At 65.7% G+C, this 20,632-nt stretch carries 20 protein-coding genes; 12 read left to right on the forward strand and 8 right to left on the reverse strand.

What is annotated here, in order from left to right; genetic code table 11:
* Nucleotides 1-23: 23 nt before the first annotated feature.
* A complete protein-coding gene (locus tag FB598_RS00420) occupies nucleotides 24-683 on the reverse strand; it encodes a thiopurine S-methyltransferase (protein WP_141911490.1) in 660 nt (219 codons plus the stop codon).
* A gap of 47 nt (nucleotides 684-730) precedes the next feature.
* Nucleotides 731-1,585: a 4-hydroxybenzoate octaprenyltransferase gene (gene ubiA, locus FB598_RS00425; RefSeq protein WP_141911493.1), complete on the reverse strand. Its 855-nt coding sequence runs from the start codon at nucleotides 1,583-1,585 to the stop codon at nucleotides 731-733.
* A gap of 249 nt (nucleotides 1,586-1,834) precedes the next feature.
* On the opposite strand from ubiA, the gene ugpB reads away from it, so the two are divergent.
* The 4 genes from ugpB (at nucleotide 1,835) to FB598_RS00445 (ending at nucleotide 6,127) form a co-directional block, all read left to right on the forward strand.
* Nucleotides 1,835-3,154, forward strand: coding sequence for a sn-glycerol-3-phosphate ABC transporter substrate-binding protein UgpB (ugpB, locus tag FB598_RS00430; RefSeq protein WP_370454977.1), 1,320 nt, complete (start codon nucleotides 1,835-1,837; stop codon nucleotides 3,152-3,154).
* A gap of 134 nt (nucleotides 3,155-3,288) precedes the next feature.
* A complete protein-coding gene (ugpA, locus tag FB598_RS00435; protein ID WP_141911495.1) occupies nucleotides 3,289-4,173 on the forward strand; it encodes a sn-glycerol-3-phosphate ABC transporter permease UgpA in 885 nt (294 codons plus the stop codon).
* A complete protein-coding gene (gene ugpE, locus FB598_RS00440) occupies nucleotides 4,170-5,021 on the forward strand; it encodes a sn-glycerol-3-phosphate ABC transporter permease UgpE (RefSeq protein ID WP_141911498.1) in 852 nt (283 codons plus the stop codon). The genes ugpA and ugpE overlap by 4 nt, the downstream gene beginning before the upstream one ends.
* 17 nt (nucleotides 5,022-5,038) lie before the next feature.
* Nucleotides 5,039-6,127 (forward strand): sn-glycerol-3-phosphate import ATP-binding protein UgpC, encoded by a 1,089-nt coding sequence (locus FB598_RS00445; RefSeq protein WP_141911501.1) that lies wholly within the window; start codon nucleotides 5,039-5,041, stop codon nucleotides 6,125-6,127.
* 148 nt (nucleotides 6,128-6,275) lie between these two features.
* On the opposite strand, the gene FB598_RS00450 is transcribed toward FB598_RS00445, so the two are convergent.
* Nucleotides 6,276-7,223: a LysR substrate-binding domain-containing protein gene (locus tag FB598_RS00450; protein WP_141911503.1), complete on the reverse strand. Its 948-nt coding sequence runs from the start codon at nucleotides 7,221-7,223 to the stop codon at nucleotides 6,276-6,278.
* 195 nt (nucleotides 7,224-7,418) lie between these two features.
* Between FB598_RS00450 and ppk2 the strand changes: the two genes are divergently transcribed.
* A complete protein-coding gene (ppk2, locus tag FB598_RS00455; RefSeq protein ID WP_141911505.1) occupies nucleotides 7,419-8,330 on the forward strand; it encodes a polyphosphate kinase 2 in 912 nt (303 codons plus the stop codon).
* 103 nt (nucleotides 8,331-8,433) lie between these two features.
* Here ppk2 and FB598_RS00460 read toward each other — a convergent pair whose 3' ends face one another.
* Nucleotides 8,434-8,976 (reverse strand): hypothetical protein, encoded by a 543-nt coding sequence (locus FB598_RS00460; protein ID WP_141911508.1) that lies wholly within the window; start codon nucleotides 8,974-8,976, stop codon nucleotides 8,434-8,436.
* A 55-nt stretch (nucleotides 8,977-9,031) separates the two neighbouring features.
* Here FB598_RS00460 and FB598_RS20590 point away from each other — a divergent pair, with 55 nt between their 5' ends.
* Nucleotides 9,032-9,205 (forward strand): hypothetical protein, encoded by a 174-nt coding sequence (locus FB598_RS20590; RefSeq protein WP_183405779.1) that lies wholly within the window; start codon nucleotides 9,032-9,034, stop codon nucleotides 9,203-9,205.
* Nucleotides 9,206-9,323: 118 nt separating this feature from the next.
* Complete coding sequence (locus tag FB598_RS00465) at nucleotides 9,324-10,481, forward strand: metallophosphoesterase (protein ID WP_141911511.1); 1,158 nt, start codon at nucleotides 9,324-9,326, stop codon at nucleotides 10,479-10,481.
* Nucleotides 10,482-10,507: 26 nt separating this feature from the next.
* Here the strand turns inward: FB598_RS00465 and FB598_RS00470 are convergent, their stop codons facing one another.
* Nucleotides 10,508-11,488 carry a GlxA family transcriptional regulator gene (locus tag FB598_RS00470; RefSeq protein WP_141911513.1) on the reverse strand — a complete coding sequence of 327 codons (981 nt, stop codon included), beginning with the start codon at nucleotides 11,486-11,488 and terminating at the stop codon, nucleotides 10,508-10,510.
* Between the two features lie 99 nt (nucleotides 11,489-11,587).
* On the opposite strand from FB598_RS00470, the gene FB598_RS00475 reads away from it, so the two are divergent.
* The 4 genes from FB598_RS00475 (at nucleotide 11,588) to FB598_RS00490 (ending at nucleotide 15,870) form a co-directional block, all read left to right on the forward strand.
* Nucleotides 11,588-12,859: an MFS transporter gene (locus tag FB598_RS00475; RefSeq protein WP_141911516.1), complete on the forward strand. Its 1,272-nt coding sequence runs from the start codon at nucleotides 11,588-11,590 to the stop codon at nucleotides 12,857-12,859.
* Nucleotides 12,860-13,083: 224 nt separating this feature from the next.
* A complete protein-coding gene (locus FB598_RS00480; RefSeq protein ID WP_141911519.1) occupies nucleotides 13,084-13,683 on the forward strand; it encodes a TetR/AcrR family transcriptional regulator in 600 nt (199 codons plus the stop codon).
* A gap of 69 nt (nucleotides 13,684-13,752) precedes the next feature.
* The gene (locus tag FB598_RS00485; RefSeq protein WP_141911522.1) at nucleotides 13,753-14,781 is read left to right on the forward strand and encodes an NADP-dependent oxidoreductase; all 1,029 of its coding nucleotides are present in this window, start codon (nucleotides 13,753-13,755) and stop codon (nucleotides 14,779-14,781) included.
* A gap of 78 nt (nucleotides 14,782-14,859) precedes the next feature.
* A complete protein-coding gene (locus tag FB598_RS00490) occupies nucleotides 14,860-15,870 on the forward strand; it encodes an LLM class flavin-dependent oxidoreductase (RefSeq protein WP_141911524.1) in 1,011 nt (336 codons plus the stop codon).
* 107 nt (nucleotides 15,871-15,977) lie between these two features.
* On the opposite strand, the gene FB598_RS00495 is transcribed toward FB598_RS00490, so the two are convergent.
* From FB598_RS00495 to FB598_RS00505, 3 genes are read right to left on the reverse strand one after another with little or no spacing between them, the layout of a single operon-like run.
* The gene (locus FB598_RS00495) at nucleotides 15,978-16,886 is read right to left on the reverse strand and encodes a GntR family transcriptional regulator (protein ID WP_370454978.1); all 909 of its coding nucleotides are present in this window, start codon (nucleotides 16,884-16,886) and stop codon (nucleotides 15,978-15,980) included.
* Nucleotides 16,887-16,944: 58 nt separating this feature from the next.
* Complete coding sequence (locus FB598_RS00500) at nucleotides 16,945-18,165, reverse strand: amidase (protein ID WP_255463939.1); 1,221 nt, start codon at nucleotides 18,163-18,165, stop codon at nucleotides 16,945-16,947.
* A 15-nt stretch (nucleotides 18,166-18,180) separates the two neighbouring features.
* A complete protein-coding gene (locus FB598_RS00505; RefSeq protein ID WP_141911528.1) occupies nucleotides 18,181-19,152 on the reverse strand; it encodes a polysaccharide deacetylase family protein in 972 nt (323 codons plus the stop codon).
* A gap of 278 nt (nucleotides 19,153-19,430) precedes the next feature.
* Between FB598_RS00505 and FB598_RS00510 the strand changes: the two genes are divergently transcribed.
* Complete coding sequence (locus tag FB598_RS00510; protein ID WP_141911531.1) at nucleotides 19,431-20,618, forward strand: ABC transporter substrate-binding protein; 1,188 nt, start codon at nucleotides 19,431-19,433, stop codon at nucleotides 20,616-20,618.
* The last annotated feature ends 14 nt before the right edge of the window (nucleotides 20,619-20,632 follow it).

The raw sequence follows: 20,632 nt of genomic DNA on the forward strand, positions 1-20,632 counted from the left end.
GTCGTCGTTTCGCCGCGCTGTACTCAGTCCTTGCGCTGCAAGCGGTACACCACCGTATCCAGTTTTTTCAATCCGCGTTCGATGAACTTGGGCTCCTTCTCCAGGATGTCGCGGCGGTCGATTGCCTGCGCTTCCGTATGAGAGGCGTAAATCTCCAGGACTTCCTTTTCCGGCACCGAGAACGGCGGCCCATCCATTTGTTCCTGGGCGTATTCCAGCGTGATCAGGATGCTGCGCGCGCCGGTCGGGAGGCGGCCGTAGACTTGTTCGGCGTAACGCGCGCGCATTTCCGGCGGCAGGGCGATCAGCGCTGCGCGGTCGTAGGCGCCGGCGCAGTTGGCCAGGGTGGCGTCATCGAGCCTGAAGATGTCGCCGCAGATGATTTCGATGGCGCCGGCCGAGTAATGGGTTCCTTGCGCGGATTCGCGTACTTGCGGCGATAGTTGGTTTTCGGCGAAGAATTGTTCGACCGCCAGCTGCGACAGTTCCACGCCCAGCACCTTGTGGCCCTGTTCGGCCAGCCACAGCATGTCCAGCGACTTGCCGCATAGCGGCGCCAGCACCGTGCTGCCGGCCGGCAGCGCCAGCGTCGGCCAGTATTTCTGCAGCAGCGGCGTCACGCGCGACTGGTGAAAATGGGTGCGTCCTTCGCGCCAGCGTTCCAGCCAGAATTCTGCTTCCATCGTGTCTCCTCGTTATCGTCAATCCGTTTGCGTTGTCGTTTGCGTTGTCAGCGCAGCAGGTAATCCAGCGCCACGCCGGCGAAGATCGCCGCGCCCAGCCAGTTGTTGTTGTTGAAGGCGGCGAAGCAGCGCATGCGGTCGCGCTCGCGGATCAGCGTGTAGTGATAGATGGCGAAGCCGCAGGCGGCCAGCATGCCGGCCGAGAACCACAGGCCCAGGCCGTATTGCAGGCCTACCGCCCAGATCAGGGCCAGGGCGACGGCGTAGCACAGCATCACCGCCAGCACGTCATGGCGGCCGAAGGTGATGGCGGAGGTCTTGATGCCGATCTTGAGGTCGTCGTCGCGGTCGACCATGGCGTATTCGGTGTCGTAGGCCACCGCCCAGAACACATTGGCGACCAGCAGCACCCAGGCCGCCGGCGGCACGTCGCCGGTCACCGAAGCGAAGCCCATGGGAATGCCGAAGCCGAAGGCGATGCCCAGGTAAGCCTGCGGGATCGCGAAGAAGCGCTTGAAGTAGGGGTAGGTGGCGGCGATGATGAGCGCGGCGACCGACAACTGCTTGGTCAGCGCGTTGAGCGGCAGGATCAGCAGGAACGACACCAACGCCAGCACGCCGGCCACCATCAGCGCTTCCCATGACTTGATCTTGCCGGCGGTCAGCGGGCGTTGCTCGGTGCGTTTCACAAAGCGGTCGAAGTCGCGGTCGGCGTAGTCGTTGATGGCGCAGCCGGCCGAGCGCATCAGTGCGGTGCCGACCACGTAGATGGCCAGCACGCCCAGCGCAGGAACGCCGCCCGATGCCAGCCACAAGGCGATCAGCGTGGGCCACAGCAGCAGCAGGATACCGATGGGTTTGTGTGCGCGCACCAGCAGCGCGTAAAGCTTGAGCCTGTTCATGCCTGGTCCGGAAAAGGAAAGCCGCATTATAAATCGCTGCCGTGGCGACTGCTTCCGGGCTGAGGGGCTGACGTGCGGCTGACAACGGATTCCCGCCGGGCAGAAAATGGTTGGGAAAAATATCTTATTGATCATTTTCTGCTGCATAGCGACATCGGTTTTCTTTGCGCAGCGCCTTGGCTGCCGTTAATGTAACGCGGCTGTCATGGAGCATTGTTAGCATCAAAACCCCTTTTCTGGAGGTCTCTGATGAAATTCAAAACACTGGTCGCGGCCGGCTTGCTGGCGACGATCGCCTCTTCCGCCTCTACCGCCTATGCCGCAACCGAAATCTCCTGGTGGCATTCGATGACCGGCGCCCTGGGCGAACGCGTCAATGCCCTGGCCGACGACTTCAACAAGAGCCAGTCCGACTACAAGGTGGTTCCGGTCTACAAGGGTACCTACGATGAGTCGATGGCTGCCGCCATCGCCGCCTACCGGGCCGGCAATGCGCCCGACATCCTGCAGGTATTCGAGGTCGGCACCGCCACCATGATCTACGCCCGCGGCGCGGTCAAGCCGGTGTATGAAGTCATGCACCAGGCCGGCGAGAAGTTCGACCAGAATGCCTACGTGCCGGCGGTGGCGGGTTACTACTCCACGCCCAAGGGCATGATGTCCTTCCCGTTCAATAGCTCCACCACCATCATGTTCTACAACAAGGACATGTTCGCCAAGGCCGGCCTCGATCCCGAGAAGCCGCCCGTGACCTGGCAGGAGTTCGTCGGCATGGCCGCCAAGATCAAGGCCAGCGGCGCATCGTGCGCATACACCACGACCTGGCAATCCTGGGTGCATTTGGAATCGTTTTCAACCTGGCACAACGTCGAGCTGGCATCGAAGAACAATGGCTTCGGCGGCCTCGATGCGCGCCTGAAGATGAATAGCCCGCTGCACGTGCGCCATATCGAAAACCTGGCGAACTGGGCCAAGCAAGGCTACTTCACCTATGCCGGCCGCAAGGACGAGGCCAACGCCAAGTTCAATGCCGGCGAGTGCGCGATGATCACCGGCTCCTCCTCCGCGTATGCCGATATTCGCAAGAACGCCAAGTTCAAGTTCGGCGTGGCTGCGCTGCCGTACTACAACGACGTGCCGGGCGCGCCGCAGAACACCGTCATCGGCGGCGCCTCGCTGTGGGTGATGGGCGGCAAGAAGGCGGATGAGTACAAGGGCGTGGCCAAGTTCTTCACCTACCTCTCCAAGCCGGAAGTGGCTGCCAAGTGGCACCAGGACACCGGTTACCTGCCGGTCACCAAGGCCGCCTACGAGCTGACCAAGCAGGCCGGTTTCTATGAACGCAACCCCGGCACCGATGTCGCGGCCAGGCAGATGATCGTCAAAACCACCGAGAAGTCGCGCGGCCTGCGCCTGGGCAATTACGCGCAGATCCGCACCGTGTTCGACGAGGAACTGGAAAACGTCTGGAGCGGCAAGAAGACCCCGAAGGACGCGCTGGACTCGGCCGTCAAGCGCGGCGACGAATTGCTGACGCGCTTCGAGCGGGCCAACAAGGGCAACCAGTAATACCGGCGTTGATTGCGCCGCCGGCCGCGCTGCCCATCGCGCACGCGCGGCCGGCGGCATCGCCCGTTCCGATGGGAGGGCGCGGCGCCGCCGGTTTGCGCTTTCCTGAACCTTTTTTCCTGGCCTGAACCAACGTGGAAAAACGCGCGCGATTCAAATCCAAGTGGCTGCCGTATCTGCTGGTCGCACCGCAGATCCTGGTCACCTTGCTGTTCTTCTTCTGGCCGGCGCTGCAGGCGCTGTACCAGTCCGTTCTCTTGCAGGACGCCTTCGGCGGCTATTCCGAATTCGTCTGGCTGGACAACTTCGCCGCCCTGTTCGGCGACCCGACCTATCTCGAATCCTTCCGCACCACGGCGGTATTTTCCCTGCTGGTGGCGTTTTTCGGCATGACGCTGTCGCTGTTGCTGGCGGTCTTCGCCGACCGCGTCACCCGCGGCGCGTCGATCTATAAAACCTTCCTGATCTGGCCCTATGCGGTGTCGCCGGTGGTGGTGGGGGTGCTGTGGATGTTCCTGCTGAGTCCTTCGCTGGGCGTGTTGTCGCACCTGCTGGGGCGGCTCGGCATCGGCTGGGACTATATGATCAACGGCCGCCACGCGATGATCCTGATCGTGATCGCCGCCGTGTGGAAGCAGATCAGCTACAACTTCCTGTTCTTCCTGGCCGGCCTCCAGTCGATCCCCAAGTCGCTCATCGAAGCGGCCGCTATCGATGGCGCCGGCCCGGTCAAGCGCTTCTTCACCATCGTGTTCCCGCTGATCTCGCCGACCACGTTCTTCCTGCTGGTGGTCAATGTGGTTTACGCCTTTTTCGACACCTTCGCCATCGTCGAAGCCACCACCCGCGGCGGCCCCGGCAAGGACACCGAGATCCTGGTCTACAAGGTGTTCTCGGACGGCTTCAAGGGCGGCGACCTGGGCAGCGCGGCGGCGCAGTCGGTGGTGCTCATGGCGGTGGTGATCCTGCTGACCGTGGTGCAGTTCAAATACGTTGAAAAGAAGGTCCAATACACATGATCGAGAGACGGCCAATCCTGGACGCGGTGAGCCACCTGGTGCTGATCCTGGGCGTGCTGGCGGTGGTGTTTCCGCTCTATGTCGCCTTCGTCGCCAGCACCCAGACCGCCGAGCAGTCGGCCATGTCGCCGATTTCGCTGGTGCCCGGCGGCGAGCTGCTCAACAACTACGGCACCGTGCTGTTCAAGGGCGCCTCCGGCCAGGTCATCGCGCCGCCGGTGATCAACATGCTGTGGGTCAGCCTGGTGACGGCGCTGGTGATCGCCGTGGGCAAGATCGCCATCTCCATGCTGTCGGCGTTCGCCATCGTGTATTTCCGTTTCCCCGGGCGCAACCTGTTCTTCTGGATGATTTTCGTCACGTTGATGCTGCCGGTGGAAGTGCGCATCACGCCGACCTACCAGGTGGTGTCCGACTTCGGCATGTTGAACAGCTACGCCGGCCTGACGGTGCCGCTGATCGCCTCGGCCACCGCCACTTTCCTGTTCCGCCAGTTCTTCCTGACCGTGCCCGACGAGCTGGCCGAGGCCGCCCGCATCGACGGCGCCGGGCCGCTGCGCTTCCTCAAGGACGTGTTGTGGCCGCTGTCGCGCACCAACGTGATCGCGCTGTTCGTGATCATGTTCATCTACGGCTGGAACCAGTACCTGTGGCCGCTGATGATCGCCACGCAACAGGACATGTACCCGATCGGCATCGGCATCAAGACCCTGATCTCCGGCGGCGATTCGGCCGTCGAGTGGAACATGGTGATGGCCACCATGATGCTGGCCATGCTGCCGCCCGGGCTGATCGTGGTGGTGATGCAGAAATGGTTCGTCAAGGGCCTGGTCGATTCCGAGAAATAATCCTACGCAGGGCGAATATGGCAGCGATCCATCTCAAGCAAGTCCGCAAGACCTATGGCCGCGGCGCCAAGGCGGTCGACGTCATCCACGGCATCGATGCCGAGATTGCCGACGGCGAATTCATCGTCATGGTCGGCCCCTCCGGCTGCGGCAAGTCCACGCTGCTGCGCATGGTGGCCGGCCTGGAAGAAGTCAGCGGCGGCCAGATCGTCATCGGCGATCGCGTGGTCAACGAACTGGAACCCAAGGAGCGCGACATCGCCATGGTGTTCCAGAACTACGCACTGTATCCGCACATGAGCGTGTATGAAAACATGGCCTACGGCCTGAAGATCGCCGGCCTGCCCAAGGCCGAGATCGATGATCGCGTGCAGCGCGCGGCGGCCATTCTCGAACTGGGCGCCTTGCTGGAGCGCACGCCGCGCCAGCTCTCAGGCGGCCAGCGCCAGCGCGTGGCGATGGGCCGCGCCATCGTGCGCAAGCCCGCGGTATTCCTGTTCGACGAGCCGCTGTCCAACCTCGACGCCAAGCTGCGCGTGCAGATGCGGCTGGAGATCCAGAAACTGCATGCCTCGCTGCGCACCACCAGCCTGTACGTGACGCACGACCAGGTCGAGGCGATGACGCTGGGCCAGCGCATGATCGTCATGAACAAGGGGCGCGCCGAGCAGATCGGCACCCCGGCCGAAGTCTATGCGCGCCCGGCCACCACCTTCGTGGCGGGGTTCATCGGCTCGCCGCCGATGAACCTGTTGCGCGGCAAGCTGGCGGCCGACGGCGCGGCGTTCGAAGCCGAACAAGGCGGCGAGCGCGGTACGATCCGACTGCCGCAGCCGGCGGCCGCGGCGGGGCATGAGCGCATCTGGGGCGTGCGTCCCGAACACCTGTTGCCGGTGTTCGACGGTTCGCCCGCGCAGTTGGCGCTGGATGTGGAACTGGTCGAGGCGTTGGGCGCCGAGCTGCTGGTGCACGGGCGTTGCGGCGGGCAGCCGCTGGTGCTGCGCTGCCCGGCCCATCTCCGGGTCGCCGCCGGCCAGCGCATCGGCGCCGCGTTCGGCCCGGCCGATGTGCACTGGTTCGATGCGCAGACTACGCATCGCTTGTAAGCGCGCCGCGGGAGACGAAAAGCAAGCATGCCGTCCGTTCTGTTGAGAACTGGACGGTAGTTTTCCCTGCAGGCGGCAATCGGGCGCGAAAAAGGAATCCGGTCGGACCGTGTGGCTGGCCCAGGCCGAAGCGGCGGTGGGGGGAGTATCAGCCCGCGGCCAACTCCGTCTCGTGCAGCATATCCACGCCGCCGAGGTTGCAGGCGAACACCGCCTTTTGCACGGCGTCGATCGCCGCCTGGCGGGTGAAGCTCTTGCGCCAGGCGATCACCACGCGGCGCGACGGCGCCGGCGCGATGAAGGGCACGTAGCGCACCATGCCGTCGCGCGCGTTGAGGTCGGAAATAGAGGCCTTGGGCAACACGGTGATGCCGATGCCCGACGACACCATGTGGCGGATGGTTTCCAGCGAAGAACCCTCGAAGGTGCGGGCGATGCCGTCGCCGCTGGTCGAGAAGCGCGACATCTCGGGGCAGACTTCCAGCACCTGGTCGCGGAAGCAATGGCCGTTGCCCAGCAACAGCATGGTTTCGCTCTTGAGGTCGCGGGCGTCGATGGCCTTGCGGTCGGCCCATTTGTGGTGGCGCGGCAGGGCCACCACGAATTCCTCGTCGTACAGCGGCAGCACGTTCAGGCCGTGGTCGGGGAAGGGCAGGGCCATGATGGCCGCATCCAGTTCGCCCTGGCGCAGCAGCTCGATCAGGCGGGTGGTGAAATTCTCCTGCAGGATCAGCGGCATCTGCGGCACGGTCTCGATCATGGTCTTGACCAGCGAGGGCAGCAGGTAGGGGCCGATGGTATAGATGATGCCCAGGCGCAGCGGGCCCGACAGCGGGTCCTTGTTCTGGTTGGCGATTTCCTTGATGGCCGCGGTCTGTTCCAGCACCCGCTCGGCCTGCGCCACGATCTGCGCGCCCAGCGGCGTGACCGATACCTCGGTGCCGCCGCGTTCGAAGATCACCACGCCCAGTTCGTCTTCCAGCTTCTTGATGGCGACCGACAGCGTGGGCTGGGCCACGAAACAGGCTTCCGCCGCATGGCCGAAGTGCTTTTCGCGGGCGACCGCCACGATGTATTTGAGTTCTGTGAGTGTCATGCTGATAGGCTAAATCCGATTTCAAGGACTATAGCGTATTTTTGAACCGGAGGTTCCGCGCCGCATCAGGCGACGTGCAGGCGGCGCCTGCGGGCGCTGTCACGGCTTGGTCATAATCGGCAGGTATGTTGTCACGCACTTTACGGCGGACGGAAACGTCCGCCGATCATCGTTAATCTTGCTCAAAGGGAAACAATGGACAACGAAGAACTGGTCAAGCGCATTCACCGCGAACTGGCCGACAGCTATGACGAAGAGATGGAGCTGGAAATCGAAGACCGCACCGTCGACCCGGTAACCGGCGAGATTTCCAGCGCGCATGGCGACATCGAGAAGGATTATCGCCGCCGCTACTTCCGCGAACTGTTCCGCCTGCAGGGCGAGCTGGTCAAGCTGCAGGACTGGGTGGTGAAGACCGGGCACAAGGTGGTGATCGTGTTCGAAGGCCGCGACGCGGCCGGCAAGGGCGGCGTGATCAAGCGCATCACCCAGCGCCTCAACCCGCGGGTGGCGCGGGTGGCGGCGCTGCCCGCGCCCAACGACCGCGAGCGCACGCAATGGTATTTCCAGCGCTATGTATCGCACCTGCCGGCCGCCGGCGAGATCGTGCTGTTCGACCGCAGCTGGTACAACCGCGCCGGCGTCGAGCGCGTCATGGGCTTTTGCAACGACGAGCAGTACGAGGAATTCTTCCGTTCGGTGCCGGAGTTCGAGCGCATGCTCACGCGCGCCGGCATCCAGGTGATCAAGTACTGGTTTTCCATTACCGACGAGGAACAGCACCTGCGCTTCCTCTCCCGCATCCACGACCCATTGAAGCAATGGAAGCTCAGCCCGATGGACCTGGAGTCGCGCCGCCGCTGGGAGGAATACACCAAGGCCAAGGAAGTGATGCTGGAACGCACCCACATCCCCGAGGCGCCGTGGTGGGTGGTGCAGGCGGTGGACAAGAAGAAGGCGCGCCTGAACTGTATCCAGCACCTGCTGCAGCAGATGCCTTACCAGGAAGTGCCGCATGTCCCGGTGGTCCTGCCGGAGCGCGAGCGCCATGAAGACTACGAACGCCATCCGGTGCCGGACAACATGATCGTGCCCGAGTATTACTGAGCACTGCCTGGCGGGCATTGTCGACCGCGGCAGAAATGAAAATGGCCGGTGCATCGCACCGGTCATTTGTGTCTGTGAGGTAGTGAGGCTGAAGGAAAACGGATCAGCCGAAATGCTTTTCGATGATTTCCCCGAACGCCTGTTCGGCGGACATGCCCTTCAACATCAGCGCACTGATGTCGTCCGAATACTGGTTGATGCCTTCCGGCAGCATCTCGCGGTTGGCCTTGAAGTAGGCGTACTTCTCGCCGTCGATGGCTTCGCGCGCGCGTGCGGCCGCGGTCATCGGGCGGGCGCCGCCGGCGCTGCGGGCCGAGGCCGCGCGCGCCGAACGCGGCGTGCTGCTGCGCACGCCGCTGCCGCCGGTGGCGATGATGCGCTTGATCTGCTCCAGCGTGAAGATGGGCGTGACGTTGCCGGCGCCGAATTCGTCGTCTTCCGCGCGATGCAGATGATGGTTGCCGTCGAAGGCCATCTTCTTGTCGAAGCTGTTGATGACTTCGTAGTGCGGCTTTTGCACCGAACCGAACATGGAAAAATGCACGCGGTCGCCGTAGGCGGCCATCTGCCCGATGACGCCGTTGAGGAATTCAGGCTTGATGGCCTCGACGTTGCCATGCCAGCGCTTGGTTTTGCTTGAACTCAAAATAAATCTTCCAATGAGGCATGCGCGTCCTTGTATCGATGGGATCGATGCGGCGATGGCCGCCAAGGTCGCGCAAAATAAAAAAGCGGGGATCGAGACAATATTATCCTCCTCTGTTCGTCATCTTGCATGCCCGAGGCCGAATTTTTCTGCGCCGCCGGTCGGGGGAATCGGCGGCAATGCCATGCCGGGCAAGGGTTTGCAGGGGATTTGTGCGGTTTGTGGTTGAAATCTTGCCATCAGGACGCCATATCATCCTTTCGATGCAAGTATTTAATCGCGTTTTCCCGGCCACGCCGTCCCGGTGCTGAGCTTCAGCGCCTTTCCCCAACAACAAGAAAGCCCTCATGCGCCGTACCTACATTGGAGTCTTCGTGTTTCTCGGCATCCTCGCCGCCCTGCATGCATGGATAGGCTGGCAACTATTGCCCGCGCTGACCGGAGACGCCGGCTGGATCGCGGCCGGCGCCGTCGTGCTGGCCATGTCGTTCTTGCTGATGCCCGCCGCCCTGTTCGCGCCCATCCTGAAACGGCGCGGCATGGCCGAAGGCGCGGCCGACCGCCTGGCGTGGGCCGGCATGCTGGCCATGGGCGCTTTCTCCTCGGCGCTGCTGCTGACCGTGCTGCGCGCCATCGCACTGGCGCTGGCGCCGCTGCTGGAGCTGTCGGCCATCCACCTGCGCCAGCTCGACGTCGCTACCGCCTGGCTGGTGCTGGCGCTGGCCGCCGCCGCCACCGTGGTGGGCTTTCTCAACGCGCGCCGCACCGCGGCCGTGGTCAACGTCAGCGTGCCCATCGCCAACCTGCCGCCGCAGCTTGAGGGCTTCACCATCGTGCAGATCAGCGACATCCACGTCGGCCCCACCATCAAGCGCCCCTACCTGCAAGCCATCGTCGACAAGGTCAATGCGCTGCAGCCCGATGTGGTGGCCATCACCGGCGACCTGGTCGACGGCAGCGTGCGCCAGCTGGCATCGCATACCGAACCGTTGGCGCAGATCAGGGCGCGCCATGGCGCCTATTTCGTCACCGGCAACCATGAGTACTACTCGAACGCGCATGAATGGATAGAAGAAGTGCGCCGCCTCGGCCTGACCGTGCTGATGAACGAGCATGTGGTGCTCAGCCATGAAGGCGCCGGCCTGGTGCTGGCCGGCGTGACCGATTTCACCGCCCACCAGTTCGACCCGGCCCAGCGCAGCGACCCGCAGGCCGCCATTGAAAACGCTCCCGCCGGCAGTCCGCGCATCCTGCTGGCGCACCAGCCGCGCTCGGCGGCGGCCGCGGCCGAGGCCGGCTTCGACCTGCAACTGTCGGGCCACACCCACGGCGGCCAGTTCTTTCCCTGGAATTTTTTCGTGCCGCTGCAGCAACCCTATGTGGCCGGCCTGAACCGCCTGCACAAGCTGTGGATTTACGTTAGCCGCGGAACCGGCTACTGGGGGCCGCCCAAGCGGCTGCTGGCGCCTTCCGAAATCACGCGGGTGAGGCTGACGGCGGGTTGATCCCGCGCATCATCGACATCAACGCTTCAGGCCGCCGTTTCCAGGCGGCCTTGTTCTTCATGCCCTCGCGCCAGCCGGCGCAGCGTTTGCGGCGGCTGCCCGAACAGGCGCATGCAAGCGCGCCGCATGCGTTCGGCGTCGCCAAAGCCGGTGGCGCGGGCGATCTGCTCCAGCGAGTCGGATGACTCTTCGATACGGATGCGGGCTGCCTCGGCGCGCATCTGCTCGATCGCCTTGGCCGGCGTCTGGCCGGTTTCGGCAGCGAAGGCGCGGTCGAACTGGCGGCGCGAGAGGCATGCCACTTCGGCCAGCGCATCCACCGTCAATTCTTGCTGCAAATGCTCGCGCGCGAAGCTGAGCGCGCGGCGGATGCGGTCGCTGCCGCCATCCATTTCCTGCAGCGCCGAGAATTGCGATTGCCCGCCCGGACGGCGGTGGTAGACCACCAGTTCGCGCGCCACCGCGCGCGCCAGGTCGGCGCCATGGTCGTCTTCGATCAGGGCCAGCGCCAGGTCGATGCCGGCGGAGATGCCGGCCGAGGTCCACACCGAGCCGTCGCGCGAATAAATGCGGTCGCTGTCGACCAGCACCTTGGGATGCATCTTCTGCAGCTTGGCCGCCATGCGCCAGTGCGTGGTGGCGCGCTTGCCATCCAGCACACCGGCCGCCGCCAGCACGAAGGCGCCGGTGCACACGCCGGCGATGCGGCGCGAGCGTTTGGCCGCGCGCACGATGTAGCTGCGCAATTGTTCCGATACCAGTCCTTCGCGCGGCGCGCCGCCGCCGGCCACCACCAGGGTGTCGAAACTGGCCGCGCCGATGCGTTCGGTCTGGATGCAGGCGCCGGCCGAACTGCGGATCATGCCGCCCGGCTCCGACAGCAGCGACAGGCGGTACAGCTGCTTGCCCGCGACCCGGTTGGCGGCGTCGAAAGCCGAGAGCGGCCCGGTGAAGTCGAGCATGCTGCAATCGGAGAAGATCAGGAAGGCGGTATCGCGCATGGGCATCTGGACAGGCGTCGGGATGGCTTGAAATGCGTGAATTATGGCATTTTAGACATAAGCGTGCAGCGCACACTGCGCAGGTCGATATCACCGGAGCCTGCCATGGACCGAACCGCCGCCGTCGCCGAAGCGCGCGACGCCACTTCCTCCACTCCCGCCAACCCTGCTGCCCCTGCCGCCGCGCGCCACCGCTGGAAAGTCCTGGCCGCAGGAGTGGCCGCCAACGCCAGTTTCTCGGCCATCTTTTCCGGCATTCCCGTGACCTCGGTGGTCTTGCGCGCGGACTACCAGCTCAGCAATGCCCAGCTTGGGCTGGCGCTGGGCCTGCTGAGCCTGGGCGTGGCCCTGGGCGAACTGCCGTGGGGCATATTGACCGACCGCCTGGGCGACCGCAAGGTGCTGCTGACCGGCTTGCTGGGCACCGTTGCCGCGCTGTGGCTGCTGGTGCTGTTCGCGCTGCCGGGGCAGGGCGCCACCACGTTCCGATGGTTGTGCGCGGGGCTGATGCTGGCCGGCTTGCTGGGCGGCAGCGTCAATGGCTCAAGCGGCCGGGCGGTGATGGGATGGTTTCACGATGGCGAGCGCGGCCTGGCGATGAGCATACGCCAGACCGCGGTGCCGCTGGGCGGCGGCATCGGCGCGCTGTTGCTGCCGTCGCTGGCGGCCCATGCCGGCTTCGGCGCGGTCTATGGCGCGCTGATCGCCGGTTGCCTGGCCAGCGTCTGGCTGACCTTGCTGTGGCTGCGCGAGCCGCCGCCATCGGCGCCGCCGCAGCAGACGATCCGCCAGGAACGTGCCGCAACCCCGGCTTTGCGCAACGCTACGGTCTGGCGCCTGGCGCTGGGCACCGGTTTGCTGTGCGCGCCGCAGGTGGCGTTGATCAGTTTCGGCGGCATCTTCCTGCACGACTTTAGCCATGCCGGCCTGGTGCTGATCAGCGCGGTGATGACGGTGGTGCAAGTCGGCGCCGCCGTTTCGCGCATCGCCAGCGGGCGCTGGACCGATCGTCGCGGCAATCGCCGCGGTTTCCTGCGCGGTTGCGCCTTATTGAGCGCCGGGCTGTTCGCGCTGCTGGGCGGATTGGCGTTCTCCGGCGCAACGCTGGTCCCGCTGGCCTTGTCGCTTGCCGTCGCCGGCATCGCGGTGTCGGCCTGGCACGGCGTGGCCTATACCGAACTGGCGGTGCAGGCCGGGCCGGCGCAGATCGGCACCGCGCTGGGGTTGGGCAACAGCTGCGTATTCACGGTGTTCTTCCTGACCGCGCAGGCGGTGCCGCCGCTGCTGCAATGGCGGGGCTGGGCCGCCGTCTGGCTGGCGATGGCGCTGGTGGCGCTGGCGGTATGGCCGTTATTTCCACCGCCGGAGAAGCCTTGATGGGGGAGCTGGGGCTTGAAAAAGTAGAACCTGTTCGGGGTCTCGTCGGGAGTTGGACCAACGTCATTTCAGGATGAGATGCAAGGCGCAAAACGCAGCCGGGCTGGTGGCCCGGCGAGGCTTTGCAACGCCGCAGACCGCCTGAAAGGGCATTGGGACACTCCTGGAGAGGCCCCGAACAGGTTCTTTAGACGACCGGTCTAATTTTTGGTTAGAATGTCGCCATGCGAGAAAACTACGGCGAAAACAAACGCAACATCCTCATGGCCGGGCGCGCGATCATCGCGCAAAAAGGCTTCTCCGGCGTCGGGCTGTCCGAAATCCTGGCGGCGGCGGAAATTCCCAAGGGGTCGTTCTACCACTACTTCGGCTCCAAGGAGCAGTATGGGCGCGAGCTCATCGAACACTATGTCGAGGGCTACCTTGATCTGCTGGGCAAGGTGCTCGGCGCGGATGCCTATGGCGCCAGCGCGCGCGAGCGGCTGCTGACCTATTGGGGCTATTGGCTGGAAAGCCAGTGCTGCCAGGAGTTCGAGCAGCGCTGCCTGGTGGTCAAGCTCAGCGCCGAAGTGGCCGACCTGTCCGACGACATGCGCGAGGCCTTGCATCAAGGCACCGGGCGCTTTATCGCCTGCATTGCCGGCTGCATCGAGGACGGCGTTGCCGACGGCTCGCTGCATACCGTGCTGGAGCCGCTGGCCACCGCCACCATGCTGTACCAGCTATGGCTGGGCGCCAGCCTGCTGTCCAAGCTCAGTCGCGACCGCGTGCCGATGGAAAGCGCAATGCACGTCACCCGCCGCGTGCTGGTTCCGCCGCAATAGGCCGGCCATTCCTCTTCATTGCGCATTCAAATTTCCCAATTAAATTCCCCCATTTCCAAAGGACTTCCCATGAGCGCCAAGCACGCCGTCAACCGCAGGATCGTCCTCGCCTCGCGCCCTACCGGCGCGCCTGAGGCCGCCAATTTCCGTCTGGAGCAAGCCGCCGTGCCGGCGCCTGGAGAAGGGCAGGTGCTGCTGCGCGCCGAGTGGCTTTCGCTCGATCCCTATATGCGCGGGCGCATGAGCGACGCGCCGTCTTACGCGCCCTCGGTCGATATCGGCGCGGTGATGACCGGCGGCACCGTCTCGCGCGTGGTGGCTTCGCGCCATGCCGATTTCCATGAAGGCGACCTGGTGATGGCCTACACCGGCTGGCAGGAATACGCCCTCTCCGACGGCAGCGGCGCCACCAGGTTGCCGGCCGGCTTCGACCATCCTTCGCATGCGCTGGGCGCGCTCGGCATGCCCGGCTATACCGCCTATGCCGGCCTGATCGACATCGGCCAGCCGCGCGCCGGCGAAACCGTGGTGGTGGCCGCCGCCACCGGCGCGGTCGGTTCGCTGGTGGGGCAGATCGCCAAGATCAAGGGCTGCCGCGTGGTCGGCGTGGCCGGCGGCGCGCAGAAGTGCGAATACGCGGTCAAGGAACTGGGATTCGACGCCTGTATCGACCACCGCTCGGCGGATTTTGCCGCGCAACTGAAAGCGGCCTGCCCCCAGGGCATCGACGTCTATTTCGAGAATGTCGGCGGCGCCGTGTTCGATGCCGTGGCGCCGTTGCTCAACGTGCACGCCCGCATCCCGGTATGCGGCCTGATCTCGCATTACAACGGCGGCCGTGTCGAGTCCGACGTCAGCGCGCTGCTGCGCCGCGTGCTGACGCAACGCATCCAGATACGCGGCTTCATCATCTTCGACTACTACGTTAACCGCCCCGACCTGCTGGCGGCGTTCCAGCACGATGTCTCGGGCTGGCTCAAGCAAGGCCGGCTGCGTTACCGCGAAGACGTGGTGCAAGGGCTGGAGAACGCTCCCCAAGCCTTCATCGGCATGCTCGAAGGCAAGAACTTCGGCAAGCTGGTAGTCAAGCTGGATTAAGCATCGATCCGGGCGAACACCCCGGCAACCCGGCGTGGCGACTGAAATAGTTGATCACGCGCTCTAAGGATCTCATTCATGATTCCGTTTTCCGTCCTCGACCTGTCCCCGATCAACAAGGGCAGCACCGCCGCCCAGGCCTTCAACAACACCAAGGAGCTGGCGCAGCTGGCCGAGAAGCTCGGCTACCGGCGCTACTGGCTGGCCGAGCACCACAACATGGCCGGCATCGCCAGCGCCGCCACCTCGCTGGTGATCTCGCACGTGGCGGCCAATACCAGGAGCATCCGCGTCGGTTCCGGAGGCATCATGCTGCCCAACCATTCGCCGCTGGTGATCGCCGAGCAGTTCGGCACGCTGGAGTCGCTCTACCCCGGCCGCATCGACCTCGGCCTGGGGCGCGCGCCGGGTTCCGACCAGCGCACCGCGCGGGCCCTGCGCCGCAACATGGGTGGCGACACCGCCGAGAATTTCCCGCAGGATGTGCAGGAGCTGCAGGACTATTTCGCCGAGCCGTCGGACTACCAGTCGCTGCGCGCGGTGCCCGGCGCCGGCCTGAACGTGCCGATCTGGCTGCTCGGCTCCAGCATGTTCAGCGCCCAGCTGGCGGCCGAACTCGGCTTGCCGTTCGCCTTCGCCTCGCACTTCGCGCCGGGCTTCATGAAGTCGGCGGTGGAGATCTACCGCGCTCGCTTCAAGCCCTCGGCTGCGTGGCCAAAACCGTATGTGATGCTGGGCCTGAACGTGTTCGCCGCCGATACCGGGCGCGAAGCGGTGCGCCTGTTCAGTTCGCTGCAGCAGCAGTTCATCAACCTGATCCGCGGTACGCCGGGCCAGCTCAACCCGCCGGTGGACGACATCGCCGACTACTGGCAGCCGGGCGAGCAGGCGCACGTGGAACGCTCGCTGGCATGCGCCGTGGTGGGCGACCGCGAGAGCGTGCGCGAGGGCCTGCAGAATTTCATCGACGACACCGCGCCGGACGAGCTGATGATCACCGCCCAGATCTACGACCATGCGGCGCGCCTGCATTCCTTTGAAATCGTGGCCGAGGTGCGCCAGGAGCTGGAGGGCCGGGTGGCGATCTGAGTTCGCTGTTCAGGCTCCGATAAAAGAAAAACGACAAGGAACACGACAAGAAAAACGGCATTGCCCGCAACAGGCAATGCCGTTTTTTCTTTGAGGAAGAGAAATCCCTATTCCATCCCCAGCATGCGCGCCAGGTTGTTCCCGCTCTTGCCGCTGACCAGGTGGATGTGTTCCTCCAGCGTCACCAGGTGCGACTCCATCGCCGTCACCGCGCCTTCGGTGTCGCCGCGCTCGATCAGGTCGACGATGCGGGTGTGTTCCTCATGCTCGCAGGAGGCGTAGCCGGCCGGTTCGTGCAGCGCCACGATCAGCGAGCAGCGCGACACCAGTTCGCCCAGGTAGCGCTGCAGCGTGGCGTTGCGCGCCAGTTCGGCCACCTGCATGTGGAAGGATGAGGCCAGCCGCGCCCAGCGCGTCTGCGCGTAGCTGTGCATCGCCTGGTGTTCTTCCTTGAGTTGGCGGCGCAGCCGGGCCAGGTCGGCGCGCGTGGCGTTGCGTACCGCCAGCCGCATGATGGCGGCTTCCAGCGAACGCCGCGCCTCGAAGATCTCGCGCGTTTCTTCCGGCGTCGGCATGGCCACCACCGCGCCGCGATTCGGGCGCAGCTCGACGATGTGTTCGTGCGCCAGCTTTTGCAGCGCCTTCTGCACCACCGTGCGGCCCACGCCGAACAATTCGCACAGGGCCGCCTCGGGCAGCTTGGTGCCGGGCGCCAGGCGCTGGCTCATCACGCTGTCGAACACGGTGGCATAGATGCGGCCGATGATGTCGTCGCCGGCCTCGGCGTCGGGCTGCAGGGCCGGCGCATCGGCCAGCGTGTCGTGGCGCACGCGCGGGCGGCCGGCGCGTTGTTGGCGAGCTGGGGCCGGGGCGTCGTCGGCAGGGTGCGCGGCCGCGCCCCTGGTGCTCTTGGTGCTTTTGGCGCTCTTGGCCGCGGACTTGGCGGCCGTGCCGGCGGTGCGCTTGCCCGCGTTGCGGGGAGAGGTTTCGCTCATCGTCTTGTACTTGGTGTTCATCGCGCCGCGCTTCCTTTGGCGCGGAAGGCGCGGCGCCCGGTTGGGCATGCGCCGCGGGTCAGTGCGGCGCGCCCTGCTGCAGCATGCGCCATACCTCGGCGGCCAGCCTGATCAGGGACAGGTCGCTGCCCGCGGGCCCCAGCAATGATACGCCGATCGGCAGCCCGGCGGGCGTGGCCAGCGGGATGCTGACCTGCGGCAAACCGCACAGGCCGGCGATGCAGGTGATGCGGAAGGTGCGTGCGCGCACCAGGTCGACCTCGCCGGGGGCGGCGTCCAGTGGCGGCGCCACGCTGGCCGCGGACGGGATCACCGCCACCGCGTCATCGCCCAGCAGCGCATGCACCTGGCGGCGCACCACCTGCTGGCGCTCGCGCGCCTGGCGTTCGGCCTGGATGTCGATGGCGCGCGCGATGTCCCAGCGGCCCTGCACGGCGGGGCCGAAGCGCGGCGTTTCGCGCTCGATCCAGTCGCGGTGGGTTTGCCAGGCTTCGTGCGCCGAGGCCACGACGTAGGCGCGGCGCCATCGTTCCAGTGCATCCGGGCCGTCGCCGGACAGGCGGCAGTGCCGGCCCTGCATGCGCGCGCACAGCGCCTGGTAGACGCGCTGCACGGCCGGCTGGAACACCGGGTCGGCCTGTTCCAGCGCATCCAGGGGCAGCAGGACGCGCCGCAAGTCGCGGCCGGCGGTCTGCGGCAGCAGCACCTCGCCCACGCGGGCGAAGGCGCCGGCCTCGTGCGCGAGCCAGGTGGCGGTATCGAAACTGGGGGAGAGCGGCGCCATGGCCTCGCAGGACAGCAGGCCGTGCGTGGTGCGCAGGCCCCAGATGCCGCAGTAGCTGGCCGGCACCCGGGTCGAGCCGCCGGTGTCGGTGCCCAGCGCGAAGTCGCACAGGCGCGCCGCCACCGCCGCCGCCGAACCGCTGGAGGAGCCGCCCGGCACGCGGCCCGGCGCGGCCGGGTTGATGGGGGTGCCGTAGTGGTGGTTGTCGCCGTGGATGCTGTAGGCGATCTCGTCGGTCAGGGTCTTGCCCACCAGGGTGGCGCCGGCGTTGAGCAGGGCCGTCACCAGCGGGCTGGTGGCGGTGGCCGGGGCATGCGTGCGCAGCCAGTCCGGATTGCCGGCGCCGGTGACGTGGCCGGCCACGTCGAACAGGTCCTTGGCGCCGAAGGCGAGGCCGGCCAGCGGGCCGGCGGCCGCGCCGGCGATGCGAAAGCGCCCGTGCGGCACGAAGGCGCCGATACCGTCCGGGACGGGAGCGAAGCGGGGATGGTTCAAGCGGTTCTCCAATGATCAGGGCAGCAGCGCAGGAGGCTGCTGCAATTCTTCCAGCGCATCCACGTGCGCGCAGATGGCGCCCGGCGTGGTGAACCAGACCTGGCCGCGGTCGCGCGCCGCGGCCAGGTGTTGCAGCGCGCGGCGCAAGTGGCGCAGGCGATAGGGCTGGCCCACCAGGTAAGGATGCAGGGCGATACCCATCACCAGCGGCTGCCGCGTCGATTGCTCCAGCATCTCGTCGAAGTTGTCGACGATCATCTGCGCGAAATCCTTCCCGTCCATCTGGCGCGCCACGATCATCGGGATGTCGTTGAGTTCTTGCGGATAGGGGATCGACCACAGGCTGCCGCCGTCGCGCGTGCGCATGCGCACCGGCTGGTCGTCGTGCGCCCAGTTCAGGTTGTAGCGGTAACCCGACTCGCGCAGCAGGTCGGGGGTGAGCAGGCTTTCCGAGATCCACGGCGAAAGCCAGCCGGCCGGCGCCGCTCCGCTTTCGGCGGCGATGCGGTCGCGGCAGTGGCGCAGCAGCGCCAGTTCGGCGCTTTCCGGCAGCGTGCCCTGCTGTTGCGAATTGCTGTGGCCGTGGCCGATGATCTCGTCGCCGCGCGCGGCGAAGGCGGCCACCAGTTCCGGGCAATGGTCGTACAGCGCGGTGTTGACCAGCACGCCGGCCGGCAGCGCCAGCTGTTCGAACAGTTCCAGGCAGCGCCAGGCGCCGACGCGGTTGCCGTATTCGCGCCAGGCATAGTTGAGCACGTCGGGCTCGGGGCAGGCCGGGCCCAGGCGCGCGCCCAGGCCCGAACCGAAGGCGAAGTGCTCGATGTTGAAGCCGAGGTAGACCGCCAGCCGCGCGCCGTTGGGCCAGCGATAGCCGGGGCGGCGGTGGATGGCCGAATAGCCGAAACGGCCGTGGCCGGGCAGCGGGCCGAAGGGGCGGGCGATGCCTTCGACGGCAGGGACGGTGGGCGGGAGGGTGGGCTGGTTCATGCCGGTTCCCTCACGATGCGGCCAGGCCGGCGCCCTGGATCGTGGTTGATGATGGTGCGGCGTGCATCATTTTCTCCATCTTCTGCACAAGAGTCGTGCGTTATTGGCTGCAAACTTGATTGGTTATCAGCGGCAATAAATGAAGATATTTGCTGCCTATATAAGGTAAATATTGTCGGCAAAAATTATCTTCGCATGCGGCGCTTGGCATAGCCCTTGCATAAGTCATGCCGGGAACAATGCCAACCGTCTCTTAGCCAACCTGGAGGGAAGCCACCATGATCCATTTCACCCGCCGTACCCTGATTGCCGCCGCAGCCGCCACCGTCGCCGCTGCTACCTTTGCCTCGCCGGCCCTGGCCGCCGACCCCATCAAGATCGGCCTGGTCACCGCGCTGTCGGGCCAGTCGGCGCAAGCCGGCGAGGCGCTGACCCGCGGCATGTCCATCGCCATCGACGAGATCAACGCCAAGGGCGGCCTGTTGGGCGGGCGCAAGCTGGAGCTGGTGCGCCGCGACGACGAAGGCAATCCGGCCAAGGGCGTGGTGGCCGCGCGCGAACTGATCTTCAAGGAAAAGGTGGCGGTGCTGTTCGGCGGCCTGGACACCCCGGTGTCGATGGCCATCGTGCCCATCGTCAACCAGGAGAAGGTGCCCTTCGTCGGCCCGTGGGCGGCCGGCACCGGAGTGACCAAGAACGGCGCCAACCCGAACTACGTGTTCCGCGTGTCGGCGGTGGATGAACTGGTCGACAAGGCCATGCTGAACTACGCGCAGAAGACCTTCAAGAGCAGCAAGGCCGGCCTGATCCTGGTCAACAATCCCTGGGGCGAATCCAACGAGAAGGGCATCGTCGCCGCGCTGGCAGAGAAGGGCTTGAAGCCGGCCGGGGTGGAGAAGTTCGAAGGCAGCGACGTCGACATTGTGCCGCAGCTCACGCGCCTGAAGGCCGCCGGCGCCGACACCTTGTACCTGGTCGGCAACGTCGGCCCCTCGGCGCAGGTGGTCAAGTCGCTCGACCGCATGGGCTGGAAGGTGCCGGTGGTGTCGCACTGGGGCCCGGCCGGCGGCCGCTTCACCGAACTGGCCGGCCCCAACGCCAGGAACGTGCACTTCATCCAGACCTTCAGCTTCTTCGGCAAGCTCTCGCCGGTGGGCGAGAAGGTAGTGAGCGAGCTCAAGGCCAAGTACCCCGCGATCAAGGGGCCGGACGACATCACCCCGGCCGTCGGCGTGGCCAACGCCTATGACGGCATGCAGCTGGCCGCGCTGGCCATCGCCAAGGCAGGTTCCACCAACGGCGACGCGGTGCGTGAGGGCTTCTACAAGATCGACCGCTACGAAGGCCTGATCAAGACCTACGTCAAGCCGTTCAGCCCGGCCGTGCACGATGCGCTGCAGGCCGACGACTACGTCTGGGCGCAGTTCATCGACAACCGCATCCTGCCGGTAGGCCTGGCGCAATAAGGCCGCCCCGGCAG

Origin of the sequence: Herbaspirillum sp. SJZ106, from assembly GCF_006715495.1 — a bacterium.
Classification (GTDB): domain Bacteria; phylum Pseudomonadota; class Gammaproteobacteria; order Burkholderiales; family Burkholderiaceae_D; genus Herbaspirillum.